Below are 13,025 nucleotides of genomic sequence, written 5' to 3'. Positions count from 1 at the left end.
ATAGTTTAATTTATTCCCGCCGAATTACTTATGCCAATTTCTACTTTGCCTTCACCCGCGCCTGCTTCACCATCGCAATTAAAGTTTGATGGGCATCTTCTGCATCTGCTAAAACATGATCAAACTGAATGCGAACTGGCACAGCTTCCCCATTGACTTGCGCTGTTAAATCCATACCTTGTGTATCAATTGACAGCATTTTTGCTGCGATCGCATCTGTTATACCGGCAAAAGCCTTAGCATAAAGAACTATGGCATCAGTATGATCATCATTCATATGCTTGCAGATGCGCGAACTAATATCAGCAGAGAAATCCTTTGACATTGTGAGATTGAAAATGAGCAATACAGTAACAGCTTAAATTTTAAGCTAACAACGTGAATGAAATTTGCTGATTTTCTTTCTTTGCACTCAAGACTATGAGTTTTACCCCTTTACCATTATAAATTAATTTTATTTCTGGAATAATAATTAAATTAAAATAAAACTTATTCAGTATTTTTACCTTTCATTGCGGAAAGCAGACAGCTTAAACTGTAGCAGAAGTATTAGCCAAAACTATTGAAGCTAAGAGACAATGAGCGAAATTAGCCCCAGACGAATTGTAATTGGGGATGTGCATGGTCACTATGAAGGTTTGATGACATTGTTGGAGGCGATCGCCCCCACCTCAGACGATCAAGTCTATTTTTTGGGAGACTTAATTGATCGCGGACCTCATAGTGCACAAGTAGTTAATTTTGTCAAGCGAAATAACTACCCATGTTTGCTGGGAAATCATGAGCAAATGTTATTAAACATTTTGACCAATGAAAGAACCTCCTCCCCGACAATGCAAGCATGGCTGTACAGTGGAGGGCAAGCTACCGTAGCCAGTTACCACGAGGCTCCAATCCCTGATGACCATCTGGATTGGTTCAAGAGTTTGCCTACATATCTCGACTTGGGGGATATTTGGTTAACTCATGCTGGTGTTGACCCTTCCAAGTTGGTGACAGAACAAACTGCCGATCAACTGTGTTGGATACGAGAGGAATTTCATAGTATTGAAAAACCCTACTTCCCAGATAAACTAATTATCATCGGTCACACCATTACTTTTACTCTGCCGGGTGTTTCTCCTGGTAAACTGGCACAAGGACAGGGATGGCTAGACATAGATACTGGCGCTTATCATCCTCGGAGTGGCTGGTTGACTGGACTGGATGTCACGAATAACTTGGTTTATCAAGTTAACATTTTTAAAAACTATCTCCGTGCCCTGCCTTTAGAAGATGTGGTGATCAGAGTTGATCCAGCCAAAATCAAAATCGATCGCCGCAACAAGAATTGAGCATCATCTGAGATCAGGGGGATGAGGGGGAGTGGGCAGATACACAGGATAAGGGGGATGAGGGAGACAAGGGGGACAAGGGGAATAACCAATGCCCAATGCCCAATATCCAATGCCCAATATCCAATGCCCAATATCCAATGCCCAATATCCAATGCCCAATATCCAATGCCCAATATCCAATGCCCAATATCCAATGCCCAATACCCAATGCCCAATACCCTCAAGACTTCGCTAATGGTCGAATATTAGCTTTATAACTAGCTTTATCCAAGCCATAACTTCCATTACTAGGTTGAGAGTTGATTGCATTTCTGAGCGCATCAATGCGATCGCTGGTTCCGGGGTGCGTACTCAAAAATGTCGGAGCAGAACCACCCTTTTTCAGCAGCTTTTGCATAAAAGAAACCATTGCAGACTGAGCATAACCAGTCCGTGTCAAAGTTCTTAATCCTCTTTGATCAGCCTCAAATTCATTTTTACGACTGCGTGGCAAGTCTCGCGCTAACTGGACACCAATTTGCACCGCCGTACTCCGGTCTAAGCCAGCAGCTGATAATAGACCACTTTCGAGCGCTTTTTGCTGCATCTGTTTGACTACGTGTTTCCCGCCAATGTGACCAATTTCATGGGCGAGTACACTTGCTAGTTGCGCTTCATTGTCTGCGGTTTTCAGCAAACCTGTGTGGACATAGACATAGCCACCCAAGGTAGCAAAAGCATTGATGCTGTCATCTTGAACTATTTGGAAGGTATAGGGGAGATCGGGGCGATCGCTATTTGCTGCTAAACGCCGACCAACTTGTTCCACATAACGATTAACTTCAGAATTCCGGTAAAGCCGGACTTGACTGCCGACTAATTCCTGATTAATCTGCTTACCAAGATCAACTTCTTGGTTAGGGGATATATTAGAAAGCTGAAATGCCTGAACTCCTTGGAGTAGAAGAGGCAAGAAGTCTAAAGTTCTTCCAGGCAAGGGTGTACTTAGACACAGACTCAGGGCAACTACCACCGAAATTAAAGGATAAAACCAGCTACGCCGCCACACACGGTAATTTGCAACAAAACCTTTCCAATTGAACATAATTTGCACTGAATATTATTTTAGGAGGACGTAAAATGATGGGACAAATTATGAGACGGATTTAGAGTATTCTAAGTTGCATTCTTAACTCTAGACCAAAAGAGTTGTTATACAGCTAATGTTTAGGCAAATCTACCCAATTGCGGGGGTTAAAAATTCCCTTTAGAGATAGGCTTAAACACTAGATATTACTTTCTGGGTGCGTCAGTCTTAACTGGCAAAAGTTTGAGGGTTAGCTGCCGTCACTCCAAACTTACGAACTCGTGATAAACTGTCGCATAACCGCAACGCCCAGGCGCTTTGAGTTATTACCAAATAGGGAAAATTGCTATTCCTATCGAAAACCTTTTTGCTACAATCAATTACTTCGCTATTACCTCGGAAAATTTTTTATGGCTATTTTAGATTCAAAAGGTCGTTTGTTCGGCAAAATCAACCTCTTAGATTTAGGTGCTGCGCTGGTAATTCTGCTAGTTATATTTGGCATCTTTGTCTTCCCTGGCACTTCTGGTTCTGTTGCCCAAGTCGGTGCAAAAACAATACCCATAGAAGTAGATTTAGTCGTCCGTGGTTTAAATGTCCGTGACCCTCAACAATTATTCAATAACGGATTCAAAAAAGGCGGCAAAACTAATGTGATTATCCGCAATCAACCCTATGGGGAGATTGAGATTAAATCCGTTCAACAGCTACCTAGAACAATCAATATTCCCCAACCTGATGGTACTGTTAAAGAATTGCCAGATCCGAAGACCAATAATTTTAGTACAGATTTGATTTTGACTTTAGATGGCAAAGCCCAGGTCACTGAGAATGGCCCAGTTATCGGTAACAGTAAAGTGAAAATTGGAATGCCATTTGAGTTGGAAGGCTTTAACTACAACTTCAATGCAACTGTTATTGATATCAGGTTAAAAGACAAATAGCATTTACATTTTCCTCTTCTAAAATAGCCTGATAAACCGAACTTTCTAGAATCTACAAAACTCGGTTTATCAGATTACTAAATTGAGGTTATAACTACTGAGCAGCTTTCGGTTCAAACATTAAATACGTCCCTTCTAACCCTTCTACAATTGTTCGTGTATTAGCAATCATCATTTTCTGATAAGTGTCCGCCTCGCTTCCTGGTTCACCAAGTCCCTCAGCATATAACTTCCTGCGAGAAATTTTCACTTCAGCAACTCTTGCTACAGATTGAAGCAAATTAGGGTTAATTGCCGCCTCAGGAAAAACTGTTGACACTTTAGCCAGTTTAATATTTGTAACCAAAATTTTCACTTGTGCAGGTGTCAGATTCTGGTCAGTACTAATACCTTGTAATCCCCCTGCTAATGAAATACCATATGCTTTGGCGTAATAACTCAGTGCATCAGAGGTTGTAACTAACTTGCGTTCTTTGGCAGGAATACTCGCAATTCTTGACTTAATCCAGCTATCTAGTTGAGCGAGTTCATTTATAATTTTTTTGGTATTGCTGGTATAAACCTCTGTATCACTAGATTCTAATTTTCTCAGGTTACTATTAATTATCTTCACCATTCTGATAGCATTTTTGGTATTGTGCCAAAGATGAGGATCAGTTACATTCTTACCGCCTACCTGAAATTTTTGTGGTTTAGGCACTGCCAGTTGACCGACGGCTATTTTCGGTGCAGTGTTTTTAGTTGCTTTAATTAATTTGATCAGATTTGGTTCAAAATTGTAACCAGTATAAAGAATAAGATTAGCTTGCTCAATGGCTTTACGATCTTCCGGTTTTGGTTTATAAAATTGGGGGTTGGCTGTAGGGGAAATTAAGCAGGTGAGGTTAACAGTATTCCCGGCAACCTGTCTGGTTAAGTCACATAATACACTTGTAGTGGCAACGACTTGGGGAAGATTCTCATTTACCTGGGTGCTAGTCTCAGTGAATGCGGTTCTTGCAGCTTGATTTCCACAGCCAACAAATCCAATCGTCAAGGCAACAAGAATAGCTCGGAACAAATTAGTTGATGGTAATTTTTTTGACATCCTCACCTCCTACTGGATGTATTGAAAATATAATCATTATCAGTAACGGATTAGTAAAATATCAGGGACAAGCCTTCAACAAGGAAGAGGTTAAAGATTAAGGAAAGACGGGTAATCCTTCGGCTGGGAAAATTCTAAGAGTTAAGGGAAGAGGAATTAATAGACTCTCTCCTTTCCCACTTTCCCTTTCCCCAGCCCACATCCAGCAATTTTTGCTTAGTGAACCACTAGTGAGGTTTTTGCAGGCAAAATGTTAGTTAACTTCACGCGACAGACTGGAAAACTGGTAGAGGTAATAGCACAATAATAAAAGCAATGCTGGGGAGCCTCCGGTAAGGAGTGGAGTGTAGGTCTCTCACCGGATATTGAAGGGGCTATGCCATTGTGCTTACTGCCGCAAAGGTCGCAAATTGACTAGGATTATCAGGTTAAGGAGTGGAACGTAGTAATGCTGGGGCTTATTGAGCATACGGATTGATTTCGCAAACCGAGTCGTGAATCTAAGGCAATTGTAGCTGTGGTTTTGCGAGGTGTGGGCATATGGTTGTTACAAAATTGGCGAATTGGCGATTTTTTAGCCATCAGCCTTTGTTACACTAATTTTCACCTAGTAAAGCCTTTCAATAGCGCTCAGAGCATCATCTAACTGCTCTTTCTTACCATAATCCCGGCTGGATGTGCCATAATTTTTATCCTTTAGTTTCTTCATCATTAAATAAGAGCCAAATCAAGTATATAGAACAATTCCTCAAAGCTAATATTGGTGAAGATAAACAATGGTAATTTTAGTCATCCTCCTTAACACCCTCATTTCGCTGATACTACTTTATGTGGCTTGGCGGGTGTGGCAACTCAAGCAGCAGCTAGCATACATAGCAGATAGGTTAACTGTCTATGAAAGTTGTACCCACGCAGCACTGAATAAAGCACCCGAAAATATTTATCTCAGCCATGAGAATATTTATAACTTACGGCAGAAAAATCAAGCGCTACAAATACAAATCCAACAAGTGCGGCAAATTATCAGTCTACTTTTGCTAGGACGGCAAATCTGGCAGCGTTATTTTCGGAGGCTAGAGTTAACATCTGCGAAAAGAACTGTTGCAAAATGAGTTATGTCAATACGGTTCGGTTAACGTATTTATTCCTCGAAGATCCCCCCAACCCACGCCAGTCGCTCCACTTGGGGAGACCCCAGACGCTCTCTACGAGACGCTGCGCGAACGCAGGCTCGCTAACGCTGCGCTATGCGCGGCATCGTCTCCCCTTCTCACATTGGGAGAGGCTAGCGCCCGCCGTAGGATGCCCGTTCGCAAGAGCGTCTCCTTTAGGAGAAGGGCTGTAGGGAGAAGACCGCGCTGGCTCCCCTAAAAAAGGGGGGCTTCTAAACCTCTTTTACCCCCTTTTTAAGGGGGTCGCCGCAGGCGGGGGGATCTTAACCGAACCGTATTGTGAGTTATGTCAGGATCACATGAACATTTATAATTAGGGCTGATGCGAAAACACTGGTACGTGGTGACACAATAGAGAAGTCTAAACACCGATTTGGGACTTATAAGCCCGCCATAAGGCTTATCAGAGGCATAAAAACTTTGGGAGAGAAGGGGAGTTTTTAATTATAAGTAATTAATGGTTTTGATATTTAATGAATAAAAGCAACATTTACGGCTGATATTTTGTCACATAGATTAACTGGATAAAATCGGTTGAGTCTTACAAGGAGAGAAAACCCACCTAAAATGGGTGTAAGGAGAGAAACAATAAGATGTCTAATAACCGTTCTGGAGTATTTATTGGCGGTTTGATGCTGGGAGCTACCATCGGTGCTTTGACCGGTTTGCTCGTCGCTCCACGCACAGGGCGCGAAACTCGTAAAATTTTGAAAAAATCTGCCAATGCTATCCCAGAATTGGCAGAAGATTTATCAACGAGTGTGCAAATCCAGGCAGATCGTCTCTCTGCCAGCGCACTGCGAAACTGGGATGAAACTTTAGATAGATTACGGGAAGCGATCGCAGCAGGTGTAGATGCCAGTCAGCGAGAAAGCCAAGTCTTAAAGCGACAAACATCTGTTGAAGACTCAGATTCTCTTCCCCAGGAATTAGAACGCTCATAAATGACACAACCGTGATTGAACCCCTGTTTTGGTTGGGACTCTCCTTACTCTTAGTCGCCACAAGCTTGACTGCGGTTTTAGTGGCGGCAATACCCGCTTTGCAGGAGTTAGCACGCGCGGCTCGCAGTGCAGAAAAGCTATTTGATACCCTCTCACGGGAGTTACCGCCCACTCTAGAAGCTATCCGTGTGACTGGTTTAGAAATCACTGACTTAACTGATGATGTCAGTGAAGGTGTAAAAAGTGCCAGTCAAGTCGTGAAACAAGTTGACAAAAGTCTTGATAGTGCAAGAATTCAGGCTCAAAATCTGCAAGTAGGTACACGCAGCATCTTTATTGGCGCGAAAGCTGCTTGGAGAAACTTCACACGCCAAAAACCCGCGAGGCGAATAAGCGATCGCACCCCAAGCAATGAAAAACCACCACTCACGTTGCGAGAACGAGAAGTGCTGAGGCAAGAAAATCACCGGATCAAAGCAGAATTATACCGCGCTAATGACGGTTACAACGACGCTGCTAACTGGGAAACCAATTTTGATGACGAAGATTGATCAAAAAAATGGCATGGGGCATTGCTTGTCTTCCTTATGCGGTGTCAAAACGTGCTATTTTTCCAGCTTAAAAAAAGCGATTTTTGTTTATGGATAAACTTTGGCATTGTATTCAGCAATTTGGCAGAACGGGTGAAGCATATTTTAATGAAGCTGTCTTTTTAGGAGAAATGTGCTTGTTCCCAAATTTCTGTCAGGAACCAAGTACATACAAAGTTGTTCGCAAATTTGTAGATAGCATCAATAGCCAAGATAAATCTTGGGACAGTTAAATAGGTAATTTTAAAGTATTTGCAAAACCTAGCGGATATCGCAGCTTATCAATTTTAGCTTGACCACGGGTAGCATATACTGCTTGAAGGCATTCTTCAAAGTCGTCACCTTCCCAAGTGCCAGCATGTCGAAGGATAGAGCGTCCCGAAGCAGGACGATATGTAAGTTGCTCTTGCTCGCTAGAACTTTCTGTAGAATCGCTTAAAGGGATAGGTTCAAGCTTACCTGTTTCCAACTTCTTGTTTGTATAGTTAACCTTAATAGAACGGATCAAATCGAGTGCTTCTGTTAGCAACTCCGGCGGTAAAGTTTCTATTTCTTGGATTAATAATTCTTTGTTAGTCATCTCTCACCTCTAAGAGGATGTTTGAAAAGTCCTCTCGTTGGTAGCAAAACATTTCAGATCCCCCTAAATCCCCCGATAAATTGGGGGACTTTGATTCCGGTTCCCCCCTTTTTAAGGGGGGTTAGGGGGGATCTCTAAGTGCCTAAAATCACAGCCAAATACTTTTCAAACAACCTCTAATCATTCCACTTTTATTGTATGGGGAACTCCGCTATGGCTTAGTCAATTTTAAGTATTTTAACTGATTGACAAAATGCACTTTACCTTAAGGTTTCACGAATGTCACTCCCCAATGCCCGATTCCCTAAAAACGCTTTGCTTTGATCCCGTAGATTAGAGTAAAGTAAACAAGTGTAAAGAACTATCACTTTTCTAGTACTCTTTTAAAACAACTTGTTGACTTCTACCGTTGATATTTGTATAAAAACGTCCATGCAATCTTGTTTTTGGCGACGAATTCTAGTATCTATTGCAGTATTTTTCCTGGCTGGGTCAATTTGGGTCATGCATTCTCCCCCAGCACTGGCTTATGACAATCCTGACTTACTCCCAAACACCTTTACCCCAGTTGTAGACTTAGCTAAATCTCTTCCTGTGCTGCAAGAAGAAAAGCTTGTCAAAGATTTAGAGCAGTTTGAAGCCGATACGGGCTGGAAACTGCGAGTATTGACCCAGTATGACCGCACCCCAGGTCGGGCAGTTATAAAATATTGGGGTTTGGATGACAAAAGCATTCTACTAGTTGCCGATTCTCGTGGCGGTAACATCCTCAGTTTTAGCGTCGGCGATGCTGTTTATGAACTTTTACCCCGGACATTCTGGATAGAACTGCAAACCCGCTTCGGTAATTTGTACTTTGTCCGCGAACAAGGCGAAGACCAAGCCATTCTCCAAGCCTTAGAATCGGTTAAAGGCTGTTTGCTCAAAGGTGGTTGCAATGTTGTTCCCGGACTGCCACGAGAGCAATGGATTCTCACCTTGATTTCCTCAGTTATTGGTGGGGTGATTTGTGGATTTGCAGCTCAACCACGCGACAAAGGACAAGTTTTCGCTTGGCAATGGGCTTTAATTTTCTCACCTTTGTGGGGAATCTTATTTATTGCCTTTGGTATTGGGCCAGTGGTGACACGCACAAGCGACTGGGTACCTCTAGTTCGCAATATCTCTGGGTTTCTCATCGGCGTCTTGGTTGCGTACTTATCTCCTGTTTTCAGTCGGCCTTCTTCCAGTAATGAGTTATGAGTGCTGAGTTATGAGTGCTGAATTAGGAGTTAGGAGTTAATTAAAAACTCATAACTCCTAACTCCTAACTCCTAACTCCCTGAAGCTGATAAGCTGAAAGCTAATATTTGAGAAGCTCAACAAAAATGGAATGGCACGTAACTGATGCTCAAAGTTTAGCAATTATTGATAGTGAAATTGACACTCATGTCTTTTCACCCGCAGAGTATGAGATTGTGCGTCGGGTAATCTACTCTACAGCTGACTTTGAGTATAAGTCTTTGATTCGTTTCTCTGAGCGTGCCTTGCAAGCTGGAGCAGCTGCACTAGCCGCGCGGACCACGATTGTGGTAGATGTGCCGATGGTACAAGTAGGTATTGCCTACGAGATTCAAAACACCTTTGCCAATCCGGTGTATTGCAGTATGGAAGCTCTGACACGCCCTCAAAAAGAAAAAACTCGCGCAGCATGGGGAATAGAAACCTTAGCAAAGCGTTATCCAGAGGGAATTTTTGTGGTGGGTCAAGCCCAAACAGCACTAACAGCACTAGTAGATTTAATTGAAGCTGAAGAAATTAGACCTGCTTTGATAATTGCGACTCCAGTCGGATTTGTTGATGTTGATGAAGCGAAGGGGCGTTTACAAGACTCCCTAGTGCCTCATATTACCATTGACAGTCGCAAAGGTAATGCAGTTGTAGCAGCTGCGATCGTTGATGGATTGGTAGACTTGGCTTGGCAAGCCTATGGACAAGATGGAAATCGGGGGAGTTAGGAAAGTCGGCTCTATTATATTCTGTATCCAAAAGAGTATTCAAAATTACTGAATATCCTGATATTTTTATTGAAGAGTGCCGAGAAAGGAGCCTAGTCTTGTGGTAATTAAGGGTCTTATTTTAAGCGCATATATTGCAATCCCCGTGGTACTAAGTCTTTTGCTTGAGCGAGAAAACATAAAATTATTTGTAGTTAAAAACGTTCCTCAGGTATTTATTAATCAGGAAACAATACCACCCAGCGGCCAGTTAATCAGCGCTAACGCGACTCGAAAAACATACTATGTTAGTGGTATCGGAAACGACAAAAATAGTGGACTCTCTTCCACATCCGCTTTTAGGACTATTCAAAAGGCAGCAAATCTTACCAACCCTGGAGACACCGTACTCATTATGAACGGAGTCTACACGAATGCAAAGCCGAAAGGCGAGGTAGTATCAATTACTCGCTCTGGAACTGCAAATGCATGGATTAAGTTTAAAGCATATCCTGGACATTCACCAAAACTTCGGCACAATGGATGGAATGGAATTTTGATTCAAAATGGAGCTTCATATATTGAGGTAAACGGACTTGAGGTAATAGGGAACAATGCGAATGTAACCCTTGATTATGCGATGAGTGAGAAGAGTAACAAATTAAACCCGCTGACGAATGGAAACTGCATCAACATTGATGGACGAAAAAATGGTCATGTTCATCACATCCGTATTTTGAACAACAAAGTGCATGAGTGTGGAGGAGTAGGCATTGCAGCGATTGAATCGGACTATGTGACAGTGGATCGGAACGTAGTGTTCGATAATGCTTGGTACAGCGTCTATGCTGCCAGTGGAATCTCGATGTTGAGTAATTGGAACTTTGATAGTTACCGCGGATATAAGATGTTCATAACCAAAAACAAGGTTTACAACAATAGAGAATACATTCCTTGGATTAAAACAGGGACTATCACGGACGGGAATGGCATTATTATCGATAGTACAAATGTTCAGAATAACTCAAAAGTGGGTGCATATAAAGGATACACTTTAGTTAAAAATAATTTGACATTTAATAATGGTGGTTCAGGTATTCATGCATATTACAGCGCTCGTGTTGATATTGTAAATAACACAGCTTTTTTAAATAATCAGACTCCAGAACTTAAACTTGGACAAATATTTACTCAGACGGCATCTGACGTGAAAATTTTAAATAATATTCTCTATGCCTTTCCTGGCAAAAATGTTAATAGTAACACTAAAGGTACAAACGTTATTTATGATTATAATATATACCTGAATACTTCCTCTGTAAGTGTTAAAGGATCTCACGATATTGTTGCAGACGCCGATTTCATAAAGGCACATCCCAGTTTGAAAAAAATAGCTGCGATTTCGAATCGCCAACTATCCAAACAAAGTCAGTCTGCACCGACTTCTATAGAGCTTGAGTCGGCAGGTTTTGTTTGTGAACCAGTGACTTACAGTCTAAAAGGAAAAGTTATCAAGGTGGGATGCAGCCGTTAGTAAATTTCTCTGGTCAAAAAAAGAGTTTTTGACTTTTAAATTAAGAGAGAATAAATGTGTCACTAGCCAGAATTCGGAATTCTGAATCAATCCTCTACTCTCCGCCGCCGCCGACGCGGCTTTTGTTCTTGGTCTTCACGCAAGCGGCGACCGACTTCGTTAAAGAAATCCCGCCGCAGAAAAGGATAATCGCTAACCCACAGGTCACGATTGGGAAAGTATATATCGCTGAATTGTTCAATGCTGCTCAAATCTGGGCGATTTGACATCACTACCATTTCTGCAATTTGACCACGAGTAATGACTTTGTGGGCAGAACGTAATGGTGCTACAAACTCAATGCTAAATCCTGTGTCATCACCCACTTCTAAGTTTATCTGTTTTTCTCGGTTTTCTACAATCACCAATTCGCCTTTGTTGTTGACTGTTTCGGTTTTACCCATCAACTGGTCTGTAATCCACCAATCTAGCACTCGACCACGGAAAAAGCCGCCGTACTTATAACGGCGGCATTGTAAATTCCGCATACTTGCTTGAAACACTGGATACCACAGCCAAAAAAAAGCGCTAACTACCCCCAGCACAAATACTATTGAAGCAAACTCAAGCCTAAAAACGACTGTCACAAGCAAAAGAGCAACTACGGCAACTACAGAAATTAACAGGCGTTGCAAAAAATTTGAGAACTTCCCCCAGTAGTACTTGTACTGCAAACCAGTGGCAATTAGGGGGACAACTTGTTCAAATTTCTGGCGAGTCAGTGGTACTAACATGAGTGCTGAGTAATGAATGCCCAATAGTGTGTTTAAAGTTTAAAGTATCTTTTCTAATCCATATACTAACGACTTTAGCGCTAAGACTTTGCGAATCGCTAGTAGCACTCCTGGCATATAACAAGCGCGATCGCTCGTATCATGTCGTAAAGTATAAATCTGTCCCGCTGCGCCAAAAATAACTTCCTGATGGGCAATCAATCCTGGCAAGCGCACGCTATGAATTCTAATCCCTTCATCTGCTATACTGCCTCTAGCTCCTGGTAATTTCTCCGTTTCTTCTACAAGAGCAGGGTTAAAATTTTTACCCAATTCTCCTAATAACTGCGCCGTTTGAATGGCAGTACCACTGGGAGCATCAGCTTTTTGGTTGTGATGCAGTTCGATAATTTCCACATGGTCAAAATATTTTGAGGCTGCGACTGCGGCTTGTTGCAGTAGCACCATGCCAATGGAGAAGTTAGGAATAATTAGACAACCAGTGCTAGCTTTGTCGGCAAAGTCTGCCAACTCTTGAATTTGTTCTGGACTTAACCCAGTGGTGCCGACTACAGGACGAATCCCGTAGGCGATCGCACTACGAATATTGTCATAAACTGAATCGGGATGGGTAAAGTCTACAATCACCCCTGGAGGAGACTTTCTATCGCCAGCCACATATCCCAACATCGGTTCTAATTGATTGGTAATCGGCACTTCCAGAGGTTCGCTTAAACCCGCCAACTCTCCAGCGTCTTTATCTTGATGTTCCAAACTGTGGTCAATTGCACCCACTAGGTTTAAGTCAGGCGCTTGCGCCACCGCCTTAATCACCTCACGTCCCATTTTACCAGCAGCACCGTTGACAATAACCGGGATAGGAGCTTGATTTGTCATAAGTCGAGAAATACTTTTTGAGGTAACAAGGGAATTGTAAAGACTTTGGTGATCTAGTAGCTAGCTTCTCAAATTTCTGGCTTAATTGCGACTACCCTGATTTATGCAGCTAATCGCTCAGTTTTTCTACTCCCCAAAGCTGATCG

At 42.2% G+C, this 13,025-nt stretch carries 15 protein-coding genes; 9 read left to right on the top strand and 6 right to left on the bottom strand.

Annotation, left to right across the window (positions count from 1 at the left end; genetic code table 11):
* Positions 1–40: 40 nt before the first annotated feature.
* A complete protein-coding gene (locus V7K30_RS33025; RefSeq protein ID WP_335006662.1) occupies positions 41–325 on the bottom strand; it encodes a DUF2470 domain-containing protein in 285 nt (94 codons plus the stop codon).
* A gap of 253 nt (positions 326–578) precedes the next feature.
* Here V7K30_RS33025 and V7K30_RS33020 point away from each other — a divergent pair, with 253 nt between their 5' ends.
* Positions 579–1,334: a metallophosphoesterase family protein gene (locus V7K30_RS33020; RefSeq protein ID WP_335006661.1), complete on the top strand. Its 756-nt coding sequence runs from the start codon at positions 579–581 to the stop codon at positions 1,332–1,334.
* 223 nt (positions 1,335–1,557) lie between these two features.
* Here the strand turns inward: V7K30_RS33020 and V7K30_RS33015 are convergent, their stop codons facing one another.
* On the bottom strand, positions 1,558–2,421 hold the full coding sequence (locus V7K30_RS33015; protein WP_335006659.1) for a M48 family metallopeptidase: 864 nt from the start codon (positions 2,419–2,421) through the stop codon (positions 1,558–1,560).
* A 392-nt stretch (positions 2,422–2,813) separates the two neighbouring features.
* Between V7K30_RS33015 and V7K30_RS33010 the strand changes: the two genes are divergently transcribed.
* Positions 2,814–3,347, top strand: a complete 534-nt coding sequence (locus V7K30_RS33010; protein ID WP_335006657.1) for a DUF4330 domain-containing protein — start codon at positions 2,814–2,816, stop codon at positions 3,345–3,347.
* A 94-nt stretch (positions 3,348–3,441) separates the two neighbouring features.
* Here the strand turns inward: V7K30_RS33010 and V7K30_RS33005 are convergent, their stop codons facing one another.
* Positions 3,442–4,434: a metal ABC transporter solute-binding protein, Zn/Mn family gene (locus tag V7K30_RS33005; protein WP_335006655.1), complete on the bottom strand. Its 993-nt coding sequence runs from the start codon at positions 4,432–4,434 to the stop codon at positions 3,442–3,444.
* 776 nt (positions 4,435–5,210) lie between these two features.
* On the opposite strand from V7K30_RS33005, the gene V7K30_RS33000 reads away from it, so the two are divergent.
* From V7K30_RS33000 to V7K30_RS32985, 4 genes are all read left to right on the top strand, one after another.
* The gene (locus V7K30_RS33000) at positions 5,211–5,546 is read left to right on the top strand and encodes a hypothetical protein (RefSeq protein WP_335006653.1); all 336 of its coding nucleotides are present in this window, start codon (positions 5,211–5,213) and stop codon (positions 5,544–5,546) included.
* A 653-nt stretch (positions 5,547–6,199) separates the two neighbouring features.
* The gene (locus V7K30_RS32995) at positions 6,200–6,550 is read left to right on the top strand and encodes a YtxH domain-containing protein (protein ID WP_335006651.1); all 351 of its coding nucleotides are present in this window, start codon (positions 6,200–6,202) and stop codon (positions 6,548–6,550) included.
* Between the two features lie 11 nt (positions 6,551–6,561).
* Entirely contained in the window at positions 6,562–7,101 is a 540-nt protein-coding gene (locus V7K30_RS32990) for a DUF948 domain-containing protein (protein WP_335006649.1), read from the top strand.
* An 89-nt stretch (positions 7,102–7,190) separates the two neighbouring features.
* Positions 7,191–7,373, top strand: a complete 183-nt coding sequence (locus V7K30_RS32985) for a hypothetical protein (RefSeq protein WP_335006647.1) — start codon at positions 7,191–7,193, stop codon at positions 7,371–7,373.
* On the opposite strand, the gene V7K30_RS32980 is transcribed toward V7K30_RS32985, so the two are convergent.
* Complete coding sequence (locus tag V7K30_RS32980; protein WP_335006645.1) at positions 7,370–7,720, bottom strand: DUF2281 domain-containing protein; 351 nt, start codon at positions 7,718–7,720, stop codon at positions 7,370–7,372. The two genes, V7K30_RS32985 and V7K30_RS32980, sit on opposite strands and share 4 nt — an antisense overlap.
* A 432-nt stretch (positions 7,721–8,152) precedes the next feature.
* Here V7K30_RS32980 and V7K30_RS32975 point away from each other — a divergent pair, with 432 nt between their 5' ends.
* The 3 genes from V7K30_RS32975 to V7K30_RS32965 all read left to right on the top strand — a co-directional run bounded on the left by V7K30_RS32975 (position 8,153) and on the right by V7K30_RS32965 (position 11,230).
* A complete protein-coding gene (locus V7K30_RS32975; protein ID WP_335006643.1) occupies positions 8,153–8,962 on the top strand; it encodes a TPM domain-containing protein in 810 nt (269 codons plus the stop codon).
* A 125-nt stretch (positions 8,963–9,087) separates the two neighbouring features.
* On the top strand, positions 9,088–9,717 hold the full coding sequence (locus V7K30_RS32970; protein ID WP_335006641.1) for a precorrin-8X methylmutase: 630 nt from the start codon (positions 9,088–9,090) through the stop codon (positions 9,715–9,717).
* A gap of 100 nt (positions 9,718–9,817) precedes the next feature.
* Positions 9,818–11,230 carry a right-handed parallel beta-helix repeat-containing protein gene (locus V7K30_RS32965; protein WP_335006639.1) on the top strand — a complete coding sequence of 471 codons (1,413 nt, stop codon included), beginning with the start codon at positions 9,818–9,820 and terminating at the stop codon, positions 11,228–11,230.
* 86 nt (positions 11,231–11,316) lie between these two features.
* Here the strand turns inward: V7K30_RS32965 and V7K30_RS32960 are convergent, their stop codons facing one another.
* The gene (locus V7K30_RS32960) at positions 11,317–12,003 is read right to left on the bottom strand and encodes a phosphate ABC transporter permease (protein WP_335006637.1); all 687 of its coding nucleotides are present in this window, start codon (positions 12,001–12,003) and stop codon (positions 11,317–11,319) included.
* Between the two features lie 39 nt (positions 12,004–12,042).
* The gene (gene dapB / locus V7K30_RS32955) at positions 12,043–12,879 is read right to left on the bottom strand and encodes a 4-hydroxy-tetrahydrodipicolinate reductase (RefSeq protein WP_335006635.1); all 837 of its coding nucleotides are present in this window, start codon (positions 12,877–12,879) and stop codon (positions 12,043–12,045) included.
* Between the last annotated feature and the right edge of the window lie 146 nt (positions 12,880–13,025).

Origin of the sequence: Nostoc sp. (genome assembly GCF_036917655.1) — a bacterium.
Lineage (GTDB): Bacteria > Cyanobacteriota > Cyanobacteriia > Cyanobacteriales > Nostocaceae > Nostoc.
This window is presented reverse-complemented; position numbering and strand designations above follow the sequence as displayed.